General features: G+C 42.0%; 20 protein-coding genes. 15 read left to right on the top strand and 5 right to left on the bottom strand.

Annotation, left to right across the window (positions count from 1 at the left end; all coding sequences use genetic code 11):
• The first annotated feature begins 40 nt into the window (after positions 1–40).
• Both G4D82_RS09990 and G4D82_RS09985 read left to right on the top strand, forming a co-directional pair.
• Positions 41–970 (top strand): LysR family transcriptional regulator, encoded by a 930-nt coding sequence (locus G4D82_RS09990; RefSeq protein ID WP_166337138.1) that lies wholly within the window; start codon positions 41–43, stop codon positions 968–970.
• Between the two features lie 403 nt (positions 971–1,373).
• Positions 1,374–3,722, top strand: coding sequence for a T9SS type A sorting domain-containing protein (locus G4D82_RS09985; RefSeq protein WP_166337137.1), 2,349 nt, complete (start codon positions 1,374–1,376; stop codon positions 3,720–3,722).
• 110 nt (positions 3,723–3,832) lie between these two features.
• Here the strand turns inward: G4D82_RS09985 and nhaA are convergent, their stop codons facing one another.
• A complete protein-coding gene (gene nhaA / locus G4D82_RS09980; protein WP_166337136.1) occupies positions 3,833–4,966 on the bottom strand; it encodes a Na+/H+ antiporter NhaA in 1,134 nt (377 codons plus the stop codon).
• 173 nt (positions 4,967–5,139) lie between these two features.
• On the opposite strand from nhaA, the gene G4D82_RS09975 reads away from it, so the two are divergent.
• A complete protein-coding gene (locus tag G4D82_RS09975) occupies positions 5,140–5,709 on the top strand; it encodes a DUF1003 domain-containing protein (protein ID WP_166337135.1) in 570 nt (189 codons plus the stop codon).
• Here the strand turns inward: G4D82_RS09975 and G4D82_RS09970 are convergent.
• The 3 genes from G4D82_RS09970 to G4D82_RS09960 form a co-directional block, all read right to left on the bottom strand.
• Positions 5,692–6,420, bottom strand: a complete 729-nt coding sequence (locus G4D82_RS09970) for a sulfite exporter TauE/SafE family protein (protein ID WP_166337134.1) — start codon at positions 6,418–6,420, stop codon at positions 5,692–5,694. The two genes, G4D82_RS09975 and G4D82_RS09970, sit on opposite strands and share 18 nt — an antisense overlap.
• A 9-nt stretch (positions 6,421–6,429) precedes the next feature.
• A complete protein-coding gene (locus G4D82_RS09965; protein ID WP_166337133.1) occupies positions 6,430–7,272 on the bottom strand; it encodes a universal stress protein in 843 nt (280 codons plus the stop codon).
• Between the two features lie 79 nt (positions 7,273–7,351).
• A complete protein-coding gene (locus G4D82_RS09960) occupies positions 7,352–8,032 on the bottom strand; it encodes a Crp/Fnr family transcriptional regulator (protein WP_166337132.1) in 681 nt (226 codons plus the stop codon).
• Between the two features lie 115 nt (positions 8,033–8,147).
• Here G4D82_RS09960 and G4D82_RS09955 point away from each other — a divergent pair, with 115 nt between their 5' ends.
• The 12 genes from G4D82_RS09955 to G4D82_RS09900 all read left to right on the top strand — a co-directional run bounded on the left by G4D82_RS09955 (position 8,148) and on the right by G4D82_RS09900 (position 19,566).
• The gene (locus G4D82_RS09955) at positions 8,148–10,595 is read left to right on the top strand and encodes a heavy metal translocating P-type ATPase (RefSeq protein WP_166337131.1); all 2,448 of its coding nucleotides are present in this window, start codon (positions 8,148–8,150) and stop codon (positions 10,593–10,595) included.
• Positions 10,596–10,605: 10 nt separating this feature from the next.
• Positions 10,606–10,788, top strand: a complete 183-nt coding sequence (gene ccoS, locus G4D82_RS09950; protein WP_166337130.1) for a cbb3-type cytochrome oxidase assembly protein CcoS — start codon at positions 10,606–10,608, stop codon at positions 10,786–10,788.
• Between the two features lie 12 nt (positions 10,789–10,800).
• Positions 10,801–12,990: a cytochrome-c oxidase, cbb3-type subunit I gene (ccoN, locus tag G4D82_RS09945; protein ID WP_166337129.1), complete on the top strand. Its 2,190-nt coding sequence runs from the start codon at positions 10,801–10,803 to the stop codon at positions 12,988–12,990.
• Between the two features lie 4 nt (positions 12,991–12,994).
• A complete protein-coding gene (locus G4D82_RS09940; RefSeq protein WP_166337127.1) occupies positions 12,995–13,186 on the top strand; it encodes a CcoQ/FixQ family Cbb3-type cytochrome c oxidase assembly chaperone in 192 nt (63 codons plus the stop codon).
• A gap of 5 nt (positions 13,187–13,191) precedes the next feature.
• Entirely contained in the window at positions 13,192–14,136 is a 945-nt protein-coding gene (locus tag G4D82_RS09935) for a cbb3-type cytochrome c oxidase N-terminal domain-containing protein (RefSeq protein ID WP_166337125.1), read from the top strand.
• 5 nt (positions 14,137–14,141) lie between these two features.
• Positions 14,142–15,557, top strand: coding sequence for a cytochrome c oxidase accessory protein CcoG (ccoG, locus tag G4D82_RS09930; protein ID WP_166337123.1), 1,416 nt, complete (start codon positions 14,142–14,144; stop codon positions 15,555–15,557).
• An 11-nt stretch (positions 15,558–15,568) separates the two neighbouring features.
• Positions 15,569–16,018, top strand: coding sequence for a FixH family protein (locus G4D82_RS09925; protein WP_166337121.1), 450 nt, complete (start codon positions 15,569–15,571; stop codon positions 16,016–16,018).
• Position 16,019: 1 nt separating this feature from the next.
• A complete protein-coding gene (locus G4D82_RS09920; protein WP_166337119.1) occupies positions 16,020–16,721 on the top strand; it encodes a sulfite exporter TauE/SafE family protein in 702 nt (233 codons plus the stop codon).
• A 74-nt stretch (positions 16,722–16,795) separates the two neighbouring features.
• The gene (locus tag G4D82_RS09915; RefSeq protein WP_166337116.1) at positions 16,796–17,230 is read left to right on the top strand and encodes a thioredoxin family protein; all 435 of its coding nucleotides are present in this window, start codon (positions 16,796–16,798) and stop codon (positions 17,228–17,230) included.
• 40 nt (positions 17,231–17,270) lie between these two features.
• Positions 17,271–18,164: an FAD:protein FMN transferase gene (locus tag G4D82_RS09910; protein WP_166337114.1), complete on the top strand. Its 894-nt coding sequence runs from the start codon at positions 17,271–17,273 to the stop codon at positions 18,162–18,164.
• Positions 18,161–18,373, top strand: coding sequence for a DUF4266 domain-containing protein (locus G4D82_RS09905; RefSeq protein ID WP_166337111.1), 213 nt, complete (start codon positions 18,161–18,163; stop codon positions 18,371–18,373). The genes G4D82_RS09910 and G4D82_RS09905 overlap by 4 nt, the downstream gene beginning before the upstream one ends.
• 14 nt (positions 18,374–18,387) lie before the next feature.
• Positions 18,388–19,566 (top strand): DUF3570 domain-containing protein, encoded by a 1,179-nt coding sequence (locus G4D82_RS09900; protein WP_166337109.1) that lies wholly within the window; start codon positions 18,388–18,390, stop codon positions 19,564–19,566.
• Between the two features lie 25 nt (positions 19,567–19,591).
• Here the strand turns inward: G4D82_RS09900 and G4D82_RS09895 are convergent, their stop codons facing one another.
• A complete protein-coding gene (locus tag G4D82_RS09895) occupies positions 19,592–19,798 on the bottom strand; it encodes a hypothetical protein (RefSeq protein ID WP_166337107.1) in 207 nt (68 codons plus the stop codon).
• Positions 19,799–19,804: the final 6 nt, after the last annotated feature.

Genomic DNA, 19,804 nt, shown 5'->3' with positions numbered 1-19,804 from the left:
ATTTTATTTATATTTGAAATGAATCATATTAAATTATTTTATGAATTATACTTTAAATCAACTGGAAGTTTTCCTTAAAATCAGCCAAAGTGGAAGTATTACCAAAGCAGCCGAGTTGTTGCATCTGACCCAGCCGGCAGTTTCCATTCAATTGAGAAATTTGCAGGCACAGTTTGATGTTCCGTTAACCGAAGTCATCGGCCGTAAAATTTATCTGACCGATTTTGGGAAAGAAATTGCCTTGGCGGCAGAGGAAATTCTTAATCAAGTTTATGCGATCAATCATAAAACGGCAGCTTATAAAGGGCAACTCTCAGGAAGGCTTAAGATTTCAGTAGTGTCGACCGGGAAATATGTAATGCCACACTTTTTAGGCGATTTTCTGCAATTGCACCCTAACGTCGAACTCACTATGGACGTCACCAACAAGCGCAACGTGATTGAAAGCCTTGAACAGAATGATGTCGATTTTTCCTTGGTATCGGTACTTCCCAAAAAGCCCGATATCGAAAAACTTGATTTGCTCCCGAACAAACTTTATCTGGTGGGCAACAAAGACAAAATTGCTTCGGTGGATAAAAACAGTGCTGAAATTTTCAAGAATGAAACTATCATTTTCAGGGAAGAAGGTTCGGGAACACGCCAAACGATGGAAGCGTATCTCCATAGAAATGACATCCCGTTAGGAAGAAAAATGCAGCTTACTTCCAACGAGGCGCTCAAACAAGCTCTTATCGCTGGGTTTGGAGTATCTATTATGCCTTTGATAGGGTTAAAGCACGAACTCAATAGCGGTGATTTGGTGATCCTTCCGGCTAAGAATTTACCCATTACTACCACTTGGAGCTTGATCTGGAACAAAGGCAAAAAACACTCGCCAGCTGCGGCGGCTTATCTGGATTATCTTCAGCGGCACCGAAACCGTTTGGTAAGCGATAAGTTCCGTTGGTATGAAGAGTATTCGGTGTAGCTAAAGAATTATTTTCACAATTTATCTAATCTTACCTTTCGAAAGCCGTTTCGTATAGCCGAGATAAACGAGAAAATAGGTTGGATTTACAATTCAGAAAAGAACCAAAAATGAAAATCAGCAGCTTAATCGGTAAGTAATCATTGCTACTTGGATTTGAAATCGTTAAAAAAACAGCTAAATAGCACATAAACAAATTTTTAAATCTATATTTAGTTACTTACAAACCATCAAGCCGATCATTATGAAAAAACTACTATTACCGCTACTACTTTCTTTTTTCTTGCAAGTGATGCCTCTTCAGGCTCAGGACGTCTGGACAGAATATGCAACGGCACAGCCTCAGACCAGCACCGGGATACGCAGCATTTCCATTGTTGACGCTAATGTTACTTGGCTTAATATGAGCTGTAGTACTACTGGCTGCACTACTTTGAGACGTTTTGCAAAAACTGAAAATGGTGGTAGTACCTGGAGCACGTCTGCGATTGATTTAGGGCCAAATTCTAATAATCTTGAGATTGCCAACATCCATGGTGTGTCTGCCGTTGAAGCTTATGCTTCTGTTTTTCCAAGGAATGCAGGTGTCTTGGGTGGTGTTTGGAAAACTACAGATGCAGGGATGTCATGGACAAGACAAACATCAGCCGCCTTTTCTGAGCCCAGTTCTTTTACCAGCCTAGTTTATTTTTGGAATGCCAATGAAGGGATTGCGGCAGGTGATCCAACAAATGGCTATTTCGAAATTTATAAAACCTTAGACGGCGGCGCTAATTGGGTTCGTATTGCCTCAACGCCCGCGCTTATTGCGATTGACCCAGAGGAGTATGCTTTGTCTAATAAATTTGCTGTTAGCGGTGATAGTATTTGGATTTTGACCACCTTTGGTAGACTATTACATTCTACTGACAAAGGCGTTACTTGGTCGGTTTCACAAACGCCAATCCCTGACTTTGGAGGTGGAATCAATGGACAAGAAAACGCGAATGTTGCATTTAGCGATGCCAACCACGGGCTACTTCAGACCAGTGATTATTTATTGTTCAGCACCAGTGATGGCGGTGTTACTTGGGATTCTGTTCCTTATGAAGGAGTGCTCAGAAACTTCGGTATTTCGGCTATTCCTGGTCTGCCGAATGTTTATATTTCTGTAGGAGAGGATGTTGATCTTGCCGAGAGAGGCTCATCTTATACTACTAACGGAGGATTGACTTGGATCTCCATTAACGATAATCCTGATGCAAACCATGTAGATGGAGGCATAATTGCAATGTTGGATGCAAACGTCGGCTTTGCTTCTGGATTTAGCAGTTCTCCTACTGTGGGTGGAATTTTTCGCTGGAATGGGATCGATGCATTGCAAGGGCCATCCAATTCAAATATAGTCTTGAGTGCCTTCATAGATTCAAACAACAATGGCATTAAAGACGGAGCCGAAACGTATTATTCGGGCGGAACGTTTAGCTATCAGTTAAATTCCGCAGCACCTCGTTATATTACTTCAACTGCTGGGTTGTATTATTTGTTGAATGTAAATCCAAATAATAGCTATAATCTGGGCTTTTCAATGCTTCCTAACAATAGTTATTGTAATGCTCCATATACGATGTCTATCGCTTCTTACAGTAATGTAACTTTAGCTGCAAATTCTGGTTCGGTGGTTTATAGTTTTCCGCTCGTTCCTACCAATGCTGATTGTGTAGATTTGTCGATAATTCTTACTCATTCTGGTGGTTCGCCAAGACCATCGAATTCCTATACCAATGTTTTACGTTACAAAAATTGGGGCTACCAGACTATTCCGTCAGGGGTCATAACTTTTACTAAAGACCCTAGTACTAGTATTACCTCGGTTTCGCAAGCAGGTACAGTTGCGACGCCAACGGGTTTTACCTATGGCTTTACCAACTTGCTACCTAACGAGCAAAGACAAATTTTTATCAATATGCTTTTGCCTGCCATTCCTTTAGTAACCATGGGCCAGGTTCTTAACGGAACAGCATCAATAACCCCCATAGATAACTATCATGAAAATAATACGTCAACTGTTTCTCAAGTCATTGTAGCGTCGTTTGATCCCAACGATATGAATGAAAGACACGGTGGTAAAATCTTGTATTCCAGTTTTACCGACAACGATTACTTGACCTATACCATTCAGTTCGAAAATACGGGAACTGCAGAGGCTTTCGATATCAATGTAGTGGATCTGCTCGATGAAAAACTCGATGAAACTTCCGTCCGGATGGTTGATGCAAGCCATGACTATACCCTAGAAAGAGTTGGGTCGAACTTAACTTGGAATTTTACCGATATTAATTTGCCGCCCTCGGTTGCAAACACCAACATCGGAAAAGGATTTATAGTTTTTGAGGTAAAACCTAGACCAGGCTTCGCGGTGGGAGATATTATTCCAAATACTGCCGATATTTATTTTGATACCAATCCGGCCATCACCACCAATACCTTCAATACAGAATTTGTAGCCACTTTGGCTGTTAATCAATTTAATGACTCAGATTTTAAAGTATATCCCAATCCGACTCAAGGTGTTATTCATATCTCCTCAAAAAGACCAACATTAGTAATTGAATCTATAACGCTAACAGATGTTCTAGGAAAAGAGATTATTAACCAAAGTATAAACATGTCAAATACATCAACCGATATATCACAGCTCTCGAAAGGTTTGTATTTTCTCAAAATAAGAAGCAAGGGAATGGAACAAATAATCAAAATTATCAGAGAATAAATCTCCAAATTCCAAATACCGTTGAAAAGGACTTGCTTTATTCTGGTTAGTTTATGCTCGCCGCCCTTGGTTTCTTGCAATAATTGTAATTTATTAAACTAAAGTCTAAACTAACTATCCCGCGTCGAATACCGTAAAGCCAACAGCCCAATCATTCCGGCTAATACCGAAGCAGAAAGAATAGCCACTTTAGATTCAACAATAACCGCGACATCATCAAAAGCCAATAGTGTAATAAATATCGACATTGTGAATCCGATTCCGCCCAAACAAGCAGCGCCGAAAATGTGCTTCCACTTTAAATCAGTAGGCAAAGCGCACATTCCAAGCAACGAACCTAGAGCGGCAAAAAGTAATATTCCGAGTGGTTTTCCGAGGACTAATCCCGCAATAATTCCCATGCTGTTTTGAGTGCTGAAGTGTTGCATCCAATCGCTGTCTAAGGCAATTCCGGTATTGGCCATCGCAAACAAAGGCAGAATAATAAACGCCACAGGTTTGTGCAGATAGTGTTGCAAACGATACGAAACGGTATGTTCGCTACCATCGCCAAACGGAATTGCAAAAGCCAAAATTACTCCAGTTATGGTCGCGTGTACGCCCGATTGCAACATGAAATACCACATGATAAAACCGCCAATCAAATAGGGCAGAAGCTGATGAATTTTAAGCCGATTCAGTACAAATAAAACACCCCAAACGCCCAGTGCGAGCGATAAGTTCAACAACGATAAATTATTGGTGTAGCCTACTGCGATTACAATAATGGCTCCTAAATCGTCAATGACAGCCAAAGCGGTTAGGAAAATTTTCAACGACAACGGAACGCGATTGCCCAGCAATGACAATATTCCAATGGCAAAAGCAATGTCGGTTGCCATCGGAATTCCGGCACCGGCTTGTGTGGAAGTACCGTAATTAAACAACAGAAAAATCCCAGCCGGAACCACCATTCCGCCCAATGCGCCAAACAAGGGCAATGCGGCATTTTTAATATTAGAAAGCTCTCCTTGATAAACTTCACGTTCGAGTTCGAGCCCAATGAGCAAAAAGAAAATCGTCATCAAACCGTCGTTGATCCAGTGCGCAATACTGTGTCTGCCGAGGTGCGTTTCCCAAAAGTCAATATAACCTGATTGCCAAACTGAATTCGCCAACGCCAACGAAAGCAAAGTCACAAAAACCAAGACCAAACCACCGGCTTTTTCACTTTCAAAGAAATCGGTAAACAAGTTGCGCTTCATGTATTTTGAATTTAATCGCCAAAGATAGGCATTGATTTTCTTTCTCGCAGCGGAAAATCAATAGAATCAAGTGCTGCTTTTCAGAAATGTGTAGCTTTGTGTTGTGTCGAAATTTTGCCGACCCTAACTTCGATTCCAGAAAATTAATCATCGTTTCTTAAAAAATCATTCCTATGGATAATCCTATCGAAAACCTGCTACAATCGGAAGATGTTCAGCTCAAAAAACTCCAGCAAATTGTGCAGCAAGCCGTAAACGAAGAGCAACTTATCGTTGAGAATCTGCTGCATGAACCCAAAGAAGTCATTAGCCCTGGTGATTCGATTTCGGATAAGGTAGCCGAATTTGGCGGCAGTTGGTTGTTTATAATTACGTTTTCTATTGTGCTTTCGGTTTGGGCTTTGTTCAATACGTTGGGGCCAGACCGTCTGCATTTCGATCCTTATCCGTTTATTCTGATGAACCTTTTTCTGTCGGCCATAGCGGCATTGCAGGCACCGATTATCATGATGAGCCAAAACAGAAAAGAAGAAAAAGACCGCAAACGCAGCGAGAACGATTACCTAATCAATCTCAAGGCAGAACTCGAGCTCAGAAGTTTGCACCAAAAAATCGATTTGTTGTTGGAGCAGCAGATCAAAATTTTATTTGAAAGTCAAGCGGCACAACTCGAAATCTTGAAAAACATTGAAACCAGATTAAGCGCCCATGAGTCGGGTCAAAGTTCAGACAAAATGGAGTAGATTGATGATTCCGGTGAGTAAAACCAAGCCGAGGACGATATTTTTGAATTGTGACTCGGAGATATAAAACAGTATTTTTTTGCCAACATAAGTACCAATGATACTCACAAGCATGAGCCATAAAATCAAGGGTAACATGTCTGGTTTGACAAATCCGTTGAGGAAATAAGCAAAACTTCTACTTGAATCAATCCCTAGATCGATAATAGCCGAAGTAGCTAGAAAGGTCATTTTATCCAAACCAAAAGCGGCCAAGGTCAAGCCTCTAATGGCACCACCAGTTCCGACAAGTCCGGCCAGAAAACCTGAAAGTGCGCCGCCTGTAATGGCATTAACGTTATTGGGTTGGAATTCGATGTTTTTAAAAATCAGCAAAGCCAAACTCAGCACAATCAGAAACAAACTCAGCCCGATTTCTAAAAAGGCAGTATCGAGAAATCGTGTTAGGTGAGCGCCCACAAATACCAATAGCACTGCAGGAATACCAACTTTCAGAATCAAATTTTTATTAAAGCCCTGCCGAAAAACGACAATTTTAATAAGGTTGCTCGAGAGATGAAACAAAGCCGTGACGGCCAATACCGAATGAAAATCCATAAAATATCCGGCTATCGGTACAAAAAACAATGACGAACCGAAACCGCCAACTGTGCCGAGAATCTCCGCCAATAAGGCCAATAGTAGAAATAAAATCAGTGCGTCTGTGGTCATTTAATTGTGTTAGGTGCGTTTTTTTGTATGTATCGCCAGCACCGGAATTTGAGAGTGGAAAGCCAATTCTTTGGACAAGCTGTAAAAGAACAGTTTTTCAAAAAAACCTTTTTCGTGTACTGCCAACGCCACCATTGTGTTGTGGTGTTTATCGGCAAAATTTACCACAGTTTCCTCTAAATCTTGGTTAGCGAATATATGGAAATGCACTTGCTCATCGGCGAATTGCTTGGCCCAATCTTTCATGGTGCGCATTTCAGCTCGATCAGCTTGGTCTTTGATATGCAAAACGTCAAGATGGGCTTGGAGAATTTTTGCTAGTGGCAATAACTGCTGCACAATTTTCAGATACGGTTTTTCATATTTGGCCAGTAACAAGATTTTTTGCGCCTTAGGAAAACGACAGCCTGAAGGAATGACCAGCACCAAACCCGATGCTCGATTCATGACACTCTCAGCTACCGAACCCAGGAAAACTGCTTTTAAACCAGTTGCGCCGCTGGTTCCCATTACAATGCAGTCGATTTGTTCTGAGATTTCGGCTTCGAGGATTTTCTCCACCACATTGCCGCGTTCCAGTAAATGTGTGATTTTGATATGCTCGGCTTGGTGTTGCTTTGCCAAAGCTTTGAGTTTGGGTACTTCGCTTTTGTAGTTTTCGAAATCGTCCCATTCGTTGACAAAATAATTCACGGATAGAATCGCGCTATAGTCTGCAAATACAGCTACATCCATCGGATAAACGTGAATTGTCAGGATTTCCGCGCCAGTTTTTTTAGCCAATTGCAAGGCATATTCAAACGCATGGAACGCATTCTGGGAAAAATCGGTGGGAAACAAAATTTTTTTCATGGTTTTTAGCGTTAAGATGGTTTCCTAAAGGTAAGGACAACGCTCTTATAAAACCATGATAAATGTCATTATCAGGAAGTTACTCGCTGATCCGAGCCAGTTTGTTGCGGTCTTTGATGATGATTTTTTTTCCGTTGATTTCGATAAGTTCCAATTTGTTGAATTCTGAAAGTAAACGGATGCAACTCTCGGTTGCGGTACCGATCATGCTGGCAATTTCTTCTCTGGAGAGTTGCAGTTTAAGACTTTTATCTGCATTGACGCCAAATTCATCTTCTAGATAGAGTAGGGTTTGCGCCAATCGTTCCTTAACGGTTTTTTGTGCCATGCCGACCATTAAATCATCGGCTTGTTTGAGGTCGCCGCAAATGGTTTTCATGACATTCATCGAAAAGCGGTTGTTCTCGTTGAAGAAAGTTAGGATTTCACTTTTGGGGATGAAACAAATCTGCATGTCTTCGAGTGCTACTGCGGAAAGATTCACAGGTTCTTCACTAATGAGTGAACGTTGCCCGAGTAATTCTCCTTTTTTAATGAGGTTCACAATTTGGTCACGACCGTTGGAAGAAAGCTTGGTCATTTTACATACACCATCTTTCACACAATACACGCCATTAAGAATTTCGCCTTCGCTGAAAATAGTTTCGCCTTTGCGTACAGTTTTAGAGGTTTTGCAGTTGGCCATTCGAACCAGTTCGTCTTTGGTTAAAGCCTTGAGCGAACTGAATTCCCGCACGATACATTGCTCACATTTGCTCATAAATTCATGAAAAATAAAGTCCGGCCCAAAGGTACATTTTTACATGATATATATCATATTTTGTGAATAAATCTTACCGCAATTTTGTCATAGGTATAATGAGCAGATTGAACTTATGGACACTACACATTGTTTCCATTGCGGATCAGATATTCCAAAGGCAGACGAGGTTATTTTTAGTGACAAACATTTTTGTTGCCACGGCTGTAAAACTGTCTTTGAAATATTCTCTTCCAGCGGATTGGAATCTTACTACGATTTAGCGCAATCACCCGGCGCGACACCACTTACAAATACTGGTAAATACGATTTTCTGGACAACGAAAAAATTGTGCAGCGGCTTTTACAATTCAATGAGGGCAATACCCAAATTGTACAGTTGAATATTCCGCACATCCATTGCAGTTCGTGTATTTGGATTTTGGAAAACCTGCGAAAATTGCGTCCTGAAATCAGTGCATCGCAAGTGAATTTTCACCGCAAAACAGTTCGGATTACTTTCGATGCGCAGCAGTTGAGTTTGAAAGAGCTTGTGAACTTACTTTGCGCCATTGGTTACGAACCGTACATTTCGCTGGAAGATTACGATGCCAAAGAAATTTCCGAAAGCAAAACCCTAACCTACAAATTGGGTGTGGCGTTCTTTTGTTTTGGAAACATCATGTTATTGTCTTTTCCCGAATATTTTGAAATGAAGGAATACTGGCTCGACCAGTACCGCGGTTTTTTCCGAATGTTGATTTTCGGACTATCGTTGCCCAGTTTTATTTATTCGGCTAGCGGTTATTATGTCGCCGCTTATAAAAGTCTTAAGCACAAAATGCTCAATATCGAAATTCCGATTGCGCTCGGTATTGTCATCATGTTTGTGCGCAGCGTGGTCGATATCACTTTTGATTACGGGCCGGGCTTTTTCGACAGCTTGACCGGATTGATTTTCTTTATGTTGCTCGGGAAAATGTTTCAGATTAAAACCTATAGTTTTCTGAGTTTCGAGCGCGATTACAAGTCATATTTTCCAATAGCAGTTACTAGACTGAATCAAGGCAAAGAAGAAAACGTGCCGATTTACGAAATCATTCCGGGCGATAGGCTTTTAATCCGCAACCAAGAACTCATTCCGGCCGACGGAATTCTGATTTCCAAAACTGCTTCCATCGATTATAGTTTTGTTACGGGCGAATCGGTTCCAGTGGTGAAGCAATCTGGCGATAAAATTTACGCGGGCGGTAGGCTCAACGGTTCGGTAATCGAGATGAATGTTTTGCAATCGGTTTCACAAAGTTACCTTACACAACTCTGGAGCAACGAAATTTTCGAGAAGAAATCCGAGCGGAAATTCCAATCCATCACCGATCAAATTAGCCATTATTTTACGCCGGTTTTGTTGGCTTTGGCTTTTGCCGGTTTCGGTTACTGGATTTTCAGAAGCACCGATACCGCATTTAACGTTTTCACTGCTGTATTGATTGTGGCTTGCCCTTGCGCTTTGGCTTTGACCGCTCCGTTTACACTCGGCAACATGCTCAGGATTTATGGCAAGGCAAAGTTCTATATCAAGAATGCACCGGTCATCGAACAGTTGTCAAAAGTCGACACCATTGTTTTCGATAAAACCGGAACGATTACTTCTGGTAAATTATCCTCAATTACTTACCAAGGAAAAAAGCTCGATGTCCATCAGCAGCAATGGGTGAAGAATATCGTGCGCGCTTCGAACCATCCGCTGAGTCGCTTACTTTATGATTATTTGCCCGAAGGCGTTACTGAAACCATAACAGGTTTTGAGGAAATTCCCGGAGGCGGTATTCAAGGCGAAATTTCAGGAAACACGATTCGTATCGGTTCGGCGAATTTTGTCGGTGCCCAAGCCGAAAATAATGCTAAGCAAACCGTGATTTATATTAGTATCAATCATGAGGTTTTGGGTAAATATATTTTCCACAACCAATACCGCGAAGGACTTTCTGAATTGTTCTCAGATTTGCACAGGAAATATGAAATCCGGGTATTGTCTGGCGATAATCAGGGCGAAAGGACGGTGCTAGAAAAATTGCTACCCGACGGAGTCACTTTAGTATTCAACCAGAAACCGGAACAAAAACTACAATACATCAAATCGCTGCAAGAACAAGGCAAATGCGTGATGATGGTAGGCGACGGACTCAACGACGCAGGTGCTCTGGCACAAAGTGATGTCGGGATTTCGATTTCTGAAAATGTCAACGTGTTTTCTCCGGCTTGCGATGCGATTCTCGACGCCACAGAGTTTGGTCAGTTGAACCAGTTTCTTCGGCTTTCTAAAAACGCCATGCTGACCATTAAGCTCAGTTTCGGATTGTCGCTGCTTTACAATGTGGTTGGGTTATCGTTCGCCTTGACAGGCAATTTACTTCCGCTGGTGGCCGCGATTATTATGCCGCTGAGCACTGTCACTATTGTGAGTTTCGTGACGTTGATGAGTAACTTCTATGGTCGCAAACTGGGGCAGAAAGTAAAATTACCAAAGCATGATAAATATCATGGTTTACCCGCTAGTGGCAAAGTAATTTTGGACGTATAAAACTTAAGGTATGAGTGTTATTTATCTATTAATCTCCATTAGTATCGTTGTGGCCATTTGCTTTTTTGCCGCATTTGTACGGGCTGTGAAAAGCGGTCAGTATGAAGACGATTACACCCCATCGGTTCGAATGCTCTTCGACGATGAACTCAAGAAAACTAGCGAAAATTCAAATACAAATCAAAACCAATAAATCGTTCTAATTATGGAAATGCAACAGTTTTATTACGACAACAAAATTGTAAAGAAGTTCCTTTATGCCACCATTCTGTTTGGTGTTGTGGGAATGAGTGTCGGGCTTTTGCTCGCGTTCTTTTTTCTATTCCCCAACCTTACTGATGGCATCTCGTTCTTGAGTTTCGGAAGGCTTCGTCCTTTACATACCAATGCTGTAATCTTTGCTTTCGTCGGGAATGCGATGTTTGCCGGGATTTATTACTCTTTACAGCGACTTTTAAAAGCTAGGATGTTCTCGGATTTTCTGAGCAACCTGCATTTTTGGGGTTGGCAGCTCATTATCGTTTCTGCCGCCTTGACTTTGCCCTTAGGGATTACTTCTTCTAAAGAATACGCCGAACTCGAATGGCCGATAGATATTGCTATTGCGCTGATTTGGGTGGTATTCGGAATCAATATGATCGGAACGATTTTGCGCCGACGCGAACGTCATTTATATGTAGCGATTTGGTTCTATATTGCGACTTTCGTAACCGTTGCTGTGTTGCACATCTTCAATAGTTTAGAGCTTCCGGTCACTTTAACGAAAAGCTATTCCGTATATGCCGGGGTTCAAGATGCGCTCGTGCAATGGTGGTACGGACACAATGCGGTGGCTTTCTTCCTAACCACGCCGTTCCTCGGTTTGATGTACTACTTTGTGCCTAAAGCGGCGAATCGTCCGGTATATTCTTATCGATTGTCTATTGTTCACTTTTGGTCTTTGATTTTCATCTATATCTGGGCTGGTCCGCACCACTTGCTTTATTCTGCTTTGCCTAACTGGGCTCAGAATTTAGGGGTTGTATTTTCAGTAATGTTGATTGCGCCGTCTTGGGGTGGTATGATCAACGGATTGCTTACCCTGCGCGGTGTTTGGGACAAAGTGCGTGAAGAACCGATTTTGAAATTCTTTGTTGTAGCGATTACCGGTTATGGTATGGCTACTTTAGAAGGTCCGATGTTGTCACTGAAAAGCTTTAACGCTGTGGCGCACTTCACCGATTGGATTGTGGCTCACGTTCACGTAGGAGCGATGGCTTGGAACGGGTTTATGGCTTTCGGTATGATTTACTGGTTAATTCCGAGAATGACTAAAGGCCCATTGTTCTCAACCAAATTGGCGAACGTTCACTTCTGGATTGGAACTCTAGGAATCATCATCTATACACTTCCAATGTATGTAGCCGGATTTACCCAGGCTTCTATGTGGAAACAATTCAACCCAGACGGCACTTTGACTTACGGTAACTTCCTTGAAACTGTGCAGCAAATTATTCCGATGTATTGGATGCGCGCCATCGGTGGAACCATGTACATCTTAGGTATGTTCATCTTGGTTTACAATATCATTTGCACCGTTAAAGCCAATGCTTCAGTAGAAGACGAATTGGCTGAAGCGCCAGAACTAGAGAAAATTACCACTAGCCGTCTCAAAGGCGAGAAATTCCACCCTTGGCTCGAAAGACGTCCGATTCAAATGACCATTTTGGCTACCGTAGCGATTTTGATTGGTGGTATTATTCAGATTGTACCGACGATTATGGTGAAATCAAACATTCCGACCATTTCTAGCGTGAAACCTTATACACCGCTGGAACTCGAAGGCCGTGATTTATACATTCGTGAAGGTTGCGTAGGCTGTCACTCTCAAATGGTGCGTCCGTTCAGAAGCGAAGTAGAGCGTTACGGGCCGCAATCAAAAGCTGGGGAATATGTTTACGATCATCCATTCCTTTGGGGTTCAAAAAGAACAGGCCCAGATTTGTTAAGAGTAGGTGGTAAGTACAACGACAACTGGCACTTCAACCACATGTGGGATCCACAATCTACTTCATCAGGATCTATTATGCCGGGCTACAAATGGCTCTTCGACAACAAAGCTTTGGATATTTCAAACATCGACAAGAAAATGAAAGTGATGCGCCAACTCGGAGTTCCTTACAGCGATTATGAAATTGCCCATGCACAAGAAGCGATTGCTCTACAAGCAGCCACCATCGAGAAGAACCTCGAATCTGACCCTGATTATGTAAAAAACTATAACGCCAGCAAGGAAAAAGCCAAAGCTAAAGGAGAAACGTTCGTTCCGATGAACCAACGCGAGATTGTGGCTATGATTGCTTACATCCAAAGACTAGGTACTGATATTAAAGTTAAAGAAATCGCTAAAAATTAAAGTTATGTTCGAACCTATCAAACACAATATGGAAACCATCGCGGGAGTGGCTATTTATCCGATTCTCTCGCTATTAATATTCTTCTTGTTTTTTGTGGCTTTGGGTGCTTGGGTATTTACTTACAAAAAGGAAAAAATAGACCAACTCAGCCAAATGCCCTTGCAGGAAACTAATTCTGACCCATTTAATATCTAAAGACCATGAAAAAGTTATTTCCAGTTTATGTGCGTTTACCCATCATTTTCTTTTCAGTAATGGTAGCTTTGGAATATTTCATTGATTCAGGCGACCGACCTGCTTTTGTGAAGTATCCGATGGTAACGCTGTTTTTAATTGTATTTCTGTTTTTGTTGATTGCCATCGAGATTGTATCGAATGCGGTTGATAAGGTAATGTATCATTTAATGACGCCAGAGCAGAAAAAGCAATACGATGAGGTGACTACCCTTGATTTGAAAGTTACCGATGCGCCTTGGTTCAAGAAAATGATGAAAATGCTCACCCGTTCAGAACCTATTGAAAACAACGAATTCTTGATGCTTGACCACGATTATGATGGCATTCGTGAACTCGACAACAAGTTACCGCCATGGTGGTTGTATTTGTTCTATGGTTGTATTGTTTTTGCCGGAATATATTTGGTGCGATATGAAATGTTGGGTGCCGATACCCAAGAAATGGAGCTCAAAAAGGAAATGGCCCAAGCCAAAGCAGACATAGCCAAATATATGCTCACCGCGCCAGATCAGATGAGTGAAGAGAAAGTGACCTTGCTCACCGGAGCCGATGATTTAGCCAAAGGAAAAACAATTTTTGATACCAACTGTGCGGCCTGTCACCGTGCTGATGGCGGTGGTCAAATTGGCCCGAACCTGACTGATGAGAATTGGATTTTTGGCGGAAGTATCAAGAATGTTTTCCATACTATTAGTAATGGCGGTCGCGACGGAAAAGGAATGGTGGCTTGGAAAGCGACACTCAAACCTACTGAAATTCAGCAGGTAGCTAGTTATGTCTTGTCATTGAAAGGAACTAGTCCTAAAGATGCGAAAGCACCGGAAGGCGACCTCTGGGTAGATCCTGAAGCAAAAAAAGTAACGACTCCAGACAGTACATCAGTGGCTGTAGTAGCTGTTAAAAAATAAATACCATGTCCCAAATCGACGATAGTTTCAGAGATAGTATCAGTACGCTTGACGATTCAGGAAAACGCAAATTCTTGTTTCCTAAAAAGCCAAGCGGTAAATTTTACGAATATCGAAAGTATGTGAGCTATTTCTTGCTCGCCATTTTGATTGCCAACCCGTTTGTCAAGATTAATGGCAATCAGTTCATGCTCTTTAATGTATTGGAACGCCGGTTCAACATATTCGGCTTTCCGTTTTGGCCACAGGATTTTTACATCTTCGTTATGGTAATGATTACCATGGTGGTGTTTGTGATTCTCTTTACAGTGGTTTATGGAAGGATTTTCTGCGGATGGATTTGTCCGCAGACGATCTTTCTGGAAATGGTTTTCCGCCGCATTGAGTACTTGATTGACGGTGACCGCGGGGCGCAAATGCGATTGGAGAAGCAAGCTTGGAATGCCGAGAAAATCCGTAAAAGACTGCTCAAATGGTTGGTCTTCTTCGTGATATCATTTGGAATTGCTAATGTCTTTCTTGCTTATATTGTTGGTAGTGACACTTTGTGGCTAATGATGGAACAAGGCCCAGTGGAGCAATCCGGAAATTTCATCGCGCTACTGATTTTTACAGGTGTGTTTTACTTCGTCTTTGCTTGGTTTCGCGAACAGGTTTGTCTGATTGCTTGCCCTTACGGAAGATTGCAGGGCGTTCTGCTTGACAACAAATCTATCAATGTGGCTTATGATTTTGTGCGTGGCGAAAAAGAAGCCGGCCGAGCCAAGTTCAACAAAAAAGAAGACCGCGCTGCTACAGGAAAAGGCGACTGTATCGATTGTTTACAATGCGTGCATGTTTGCCCGACAGGGATCGATATCCGCAACGGAACGCAGCTAGAATGCACCAACTGTACGGCTTGTATTGACGAGTGCGATACCATGATGCGAAGTGTAGGTTTGCCTACAGGTTTGATTCGCTATGCTTCTGAAGATGAAATCGAGAAGAAAGCGCCGTTCAAATTCACCGCAAGGATGAAAGGATATACTGCCGTTTTAGTTATTTTGATTGGAATTCTAACCGGTTTGTTGTTCTTAAGAAATGATGTCGAAGCCGATATATTAAGACTTCCTGGTCAGTTGTACCAGCACAAAGGCAACATGATTAGCAATGTTTACACCTATAAAGTAGTCAATAAAACCGTGCATGATTTCGACGACATTCATTTTGAATTGCTCTCTGAAAAAGGCACGATTCGCATGGTCGGGAACCAACATTTCAAAGTAAAAGGGCAAGGTTTGGCCGAAGGAACGCTGTTTATCGAAATCAATCAATACTTGCTGACCAAAGACAAAACAAAACTCAAAATAGGGGTCTATCAGGGCAATCACCTGATTGAAACCACCAAGACCAACTTTCTTTCACCAAGAAGTTTTAACTAAAAAACAATACCATGAAAATCAACTGGGGCACTTCAATCGTTATCGCATTCGTACTTTTTATGTCGTTTATCTTCTCGTTTATCATTCGGGTAGAAAGCAATCCGAAGTACGCCAGCGAATTAGTAGTCGATGAGTACTATAAAAAAGATGCGCACTACAGCGAGGATTTCGCCAAACTCCAGAATACGGAACGGTTATCGCAAAAACCGATTGTCAAAAGCACCGACGAAGGAGTCAGCGTGGTTTTTCCTGATTTGTTTACTCCACAAAAAATTAAAGGCAAAGTGTCCCTCTACAGACCGTCTGCAAAAAAACTGGATTTTGAACGCTCAATTCAACTATCTGGATCCACACTGCTCATACCTAAACGTGATTTTGCAGACGGCAACTGGGACATGACTATATCTTGGGAATACGAAGGACAGTCTTACCTAATGAAACAAAAATTATACATCAATTAGAATGTTGTATTCAGCGTTTTTTCTCGGACTCATTAGCAGCTTGCATTGCATAGGAATGTGCGGACCGATTGCGCTGATGTTGCCCTTCGCCCGAAGCAATCCGCAGAAAAAGGCGCTACAATTGCTCACCTACCATAGCGGCAGAACCCTTACTTATGCCTTAATTGGGCTCGTTTTTGGGTTAATTGGTCGCGGGTTGTACTTCTCAGGTTTTCAACAGAAGCTTTCTATTTTTGCCGGAATTTGTATTATTGTGATTACCTTAATTCCGGAAAAAGTATTTGCGCAGTACAATTTCTCGCAGCCGGTTTTCAGGTTGATTTCCTGCATCAAATCTACGTTAGGGAAACAGCTTAGAAAGCAATCCTATCCAGCCATTTTCAGTATCGGTTTTTTAAATGGTTTGCTTCCATGCGGAATGGTCTACGCCGCTTTATTTGGCGCACTGGCAATGCAACACGTGGCTTATAGCAGTTTGTATATGGCTTTGTTTGGCTTGGGTACAATTCCGATGATGAGCGGAGTGGTTTATATGCAGCAATTCATTACGATGCCGGTTCGGAACAAAATCAGGAAAGTGATTCCGGTGGCGATGGTCGTCATTGGCGTTTTGTTTGTTTTGCGCGGCATGGGATTGGGCATTCCGTATGTTTCTCCATCTGAAATTTCGCTCTTCGTGCAGGCGCATCCGAACTGCCATTAAAAATAAGCCAATCTTAAGAATTTCTAGGCAATAGCATTAAATTTACTTCGTTAAAAGTTCTAAATTGCCATCCTATGAAACTACTCATTTCTTTATTTTTGTTAACCTTGTTGCCCTTGCAATGGGGAACCGACTTCGAAGCCGCTAAGAAAAGCGCCAAAGAAAACCACAAATTAATTTTGCTGAATTTTTCAGGCTCTGACTGGTGCGGGCCTTGCATCTTGTTCAGAAAAGAATACCTCGATAGTGATGCTTTTTCTCAGATAGCAACTGCCAATCTCGAACTAGTTAATGCTGATTTTCCGAGAAAGAAAAAAAATATTCCCGCGCCAGAAATCGTTCAGAAGAACAATGCATTGGCCGAGATATACAACAAAGAAGGCAATTTTCCACTGACTTTATTACTAGATGCTGACGGCAAAGTGCTTAAAACTTGGCACGGAAAACCAGAAGTTCCCGTAGACCAATGGGTTGCTGAGGTCAAAGCAATTTGCGATTCCAAAAAATAAGATTGTAGCTTTGGAAGCTTTCTCTCGTTCGTTGAAACTTATGGGTAATAATTTTACTATTACCGTGGTCGAGGAAGATTCCGATCGGGCTCATTCTCACATTGACACCGCTGTAGCAGAAATCAGTCGAATCGAACAGTTGCTAACGACATTCAAACCCGAGAGCCAAACCAATCAAATTAACGAGAATGCGGGTATCGCCCCGGTAAAAGTTGATCTTGAAGTATTCGAACTTATTGAGCGCAGCATTGCCATTTCTCACTTGACTCAAGGTGCGTTTGACATTACCTACGGCAGTATCGACAAAAGCCTTTGGAATTTTGACAGAACCATGAAGCAGCTTCCGAGCAAAGAAGAAGCGCTCAAAATGGTGCATTTAATTAACTATGAAAATGTTCTTCTCGATAATGGCAAACAAACTGTTTTTTTGAAAGAAAAAGGAATGCGCATCGGTTTTGGCGGAATTGGTAAAGGCTATGCGGCAGAACGTGCGAGAAAAATATTGAAAGACAGCGGCGTTACGGCCGGAATCATCAATGCCAGTGGCGACTTAACTACTTGGGGACAGCAGCCCAACGGCAAACCTTGGACGATTGGAATTGCAAATCCGGATTTTCCACAAGCGGCTTTTTCCTACGTGGAAATTTCCAATAAAGCGGTGGCTACTTCGGGCAATTACGAGAAGTTCATCATGATTGGCGGCAAAAAATATTCGCATACCATCGACCCAAAAACAGGTTTGCCGATTAGGGGAATTAAAAGCGTAACTGTTATAAGTAACAACGCCGAATTTGCAGATGCGATGGCCACACCAATTGCGGTCATGGGAATTGAAGCTGGTCTGTTCATGATCAACCAGATTCCGAATTTGTACTGCATTATCATCGACGATAACAACAAAATATTCACTTCAAAAAACATCAATCTGCAATGAAGAAAACCTTCTTTATTTTATTAGCCATAAGTGCTTTGATGGTTTCCTGTAGTCCGGTCAAGGAATACGAAAAAGGAAAGATCAACGATTCCGAAATGGCACTATCTACCCGAAAAGTTGAAAAAACTGAAATGAGTTTCCAAACCTACCGCGAAGGTGCTTCCGGTGCCAATGCCGGTAAAGTAGGTGGTGGCTGCGGCTGTAATTAACCCCAAGAGAAAACATGAAGAAAATATTGATTACCGGATTGACTCTGATGGCCCTATTCAAGGGTTATTCACAAGTGGCGGCTGATTCTTCGGCCTACAAAAGCAAAAAACTTAAAATTGACGAGATCAACTTGGTTTCGAGTTATTACAAACAAGACGGCGATAATTCGGCAGTCACCGGAGGAATTGGTACCGAAGAACTGACCGATATTTCCAACACGATTGATGTGAAGATGATCAAGTACAACCAGAAAGGCAAAAAACAAACTTTCGATGTTGAGGTCGGTATTGACCGCTATACATCAGCTTCTTCTGATAGAATTGATATGCAAGCGAATTCATCGGCTTCATCTGAAGATGTTCGTTTCTATCCGTCTTTATCATACAGCGTGGAAGATGAAGCTAAAGGCATCACTTTAAGCGCAGGGCTTTCTTCTTCGACCGAGTTTGATTACCAATCTTTTGGTGGAAATATAGGTTACGCTCGTAAAACTAAAGACCGTAATGGTGAATTTGTAGCTCGATTTCAAACGTTTTTAGATCAAGTTAAAATTATTAAACCTACCGAGTTGCGCACCAGTGGCGGTTATGACACCGAAGCGCGGAATACCTTTGCCTTGTCGTTGAGTTATTCGCAAATTGTGAACAAGAATTTGCAAGTGATGTTGCTGGCCGACGTGATTACCCAACAAGGTTATCTGAGTTTGCCTTTCCATAGGGTTTACTTTGCTGGCGAGACACTAGCGCGTCAAGAACTCTTACCCGATAATCGACTGAAAATTCCTTTGGCGGTCCGGGCGAGTTATTTCCTAGGCGATAACGTAATTATTAGAGGTTACTACCGCTATTACACTGACGATTGGAAACTGTCTTCACATACCGTGAACCTTGAAATTCCGGTGAAGTTGTCGGCGTTCTTCTCGGTAAGTCCATTCTATCGTTATTACACGCAAACCAAGACCAAGTATTTTGAAGAGTACGGAGTGCATACGGCGGCGAGCGAATTCTATACGAGTAATTTCGACCTGTCAACTTTCAATAGCAATTTCTTCGGAACCGGAATTAAGATTACGCCACTCAAAGGTGTGTTCGGTATCCAGAAACTGCACACGCTTGAAATGCGATACGGACATTACACACGAACCACGCAGATGGTCTCTAATATCATCAGTATCAGCCTCAAATACAAATAAAGAAAAAGCCACTACTACAGTGGCTTTATTTTTTTGGTGCATCCATTTTTTTAATCCAGAGGAAAACCGCCCGAATCACACTGAGCGCAAAAACAATAAAAATCCACTGGAAGTATTTCGAGAAAAAATCAGCGTACTGCGCGCCAATGATCAGGAAAGCTGACGCTACACTGAGCTTGAGCCAAATGAATTCCGCATTGGTCCAAGTGGTTTTTCGTTGAAAGAAATCCATAAGCTT

This window comes from Flavobacterium lotistagni, from assembly GCF_011392125.1.
GTDB lineage: Bacteria > Bacteroidota > Bacteroidia > Flavobacteriales > Flavobacteriaceae > Flavobacterium > Flavobacterium lotistagni.
This window is presented reverse-complemented; position numbering and strand designations above follow the sequence as displayed.

Coding starts and splice junctions, on each gene's coding strand:
- G4D82_RS09900 (WP_166337109.1), top strand. CDS start 18,388: ATGAAGAAAATATTGATTACCGGATTGACTCTGATGGCCCTATTCAAG.
- G4D82_RS09965 (WP_166337133.1), bottom strand. CDS start 7,272: ATGAAAAAAATTTTGTTTCCCACCGATTTTTCCCAGAATGCGTTCCAT.
- ccoS (WP_166337130.1), top strand. CDS start 10,606: ATGAGTGTTATTTATCTATTAATCTCCATTAGTATCGTTGTGGCCATT.
- ccoG (WP_166337123.1), top strand. CDS start 14,142: ATGTCCCAAATCGACGATAGTTTCAGAGATAGTATCAGTACGCTTGAC.
- G4D82_RS09925 (WP_166337121.1), top strand. CDS start 15,569: ATGAAAATCAACTGGGGCACTTCAATCGTTATCGCATTCGTACTTTTT.
- G4D82_RS09975 (WP_166337135.1), top strand. CDS start 5,140: ATGGATAATCCTATCGAAAACCTGCTACAATCGGAAGATGTTCAGCTC.
- G4D82_RS09910 (WP_166337114.1), top strand. CDS start 17,271: ATGGGTAATAATTTTACTATTACCGTGGTCGAGGAAGATTCCGATCGG.
- G4D82_RS09970 (WP_166337134.1), bottom strand. CDS start 6,420: ATGACCACAGACGCACTGATTTTATTTCTACTATTGGCCTTATTGGCG.
- G4D82_RS09955 (WP_166337131.1), top strand. CDS start 8,148: ATGGACACTACACATTGTTTCCATTGCGGATCAGATATTCCAAAGGCA.
- G4D82_RS09940 (WP_166337127.1), top strand. CDS start 12,995: ATGTTCGAACCTATCAAACACAATATGGAAACCATCGCGGGAGTGGCT.
- nhaA (WP_166337136.1), bottom strand. CDS start 4,966: ATGAAGCGCAACTTGTTTACCGATTTCTTTGAAAGTGAAAAAGCCGGT.
- G4D82_RS09905 (WP_166337111.1), top strand. CDS start 18,161: ATGAAGAAAACCTTCTTTATTTTATTAGCCATAAGTGCTTTGATGGTT.
- G4D82_RS09935 (WP_166337125.1), top strand. CDS start 13,192: ATGAAAAAGTTATTTCCAGTTTATGTGCGTTTACCCATCATTTTCTTT.
- G4D82_RS09895 (WP_166337107.1), bottom strand. CDS start 19,798: ATGGATTTCTTTCAACGAAAAACCACTTGGACCAATGCGGAATTCATT.
- G4D82_RS09985 (WP_166337137.1), top strand. CDS start 1,374: ATGAGCTGTAGTACTACTGGCTGCACTACTTTGAGACGTTTTGCAAAA.
- G4D82_RS09920 (WP_166337119.1), top strand. CDS start 16,020: ATGTTGTATTCAGCGTTTTTTCTCGGACTCATTAGCAGCTTGCATTGC.
- G4D82_RS09990 (WP_166337138.1), top strand. CDS start 41: ATGAATTATACTTTAAATCAACTGGAAGTTTTCCTTAAAATCAGCCAA.
- G4D82_RS09960 (WP_166337132.1), bottom strand. CDS start 8,032: ATGAGCAAATGTGAGCAATGTATCGTGCGGGAATTCAGTTCGCTCAAG.
- ccoN (WP_166337129.1), top strand. CDS start 10,801: ATGGAAATGCAACAGTTTTATTACGACAACAAAATTGTAAAGAAGTTC.
- G4D82_RS09915 (WP_166337116.1), top strand. CDS start 16,796: ATGAAACTACTCATTTCTTTATTTTTGTTAACCTTGTTGCCCTTGCAA.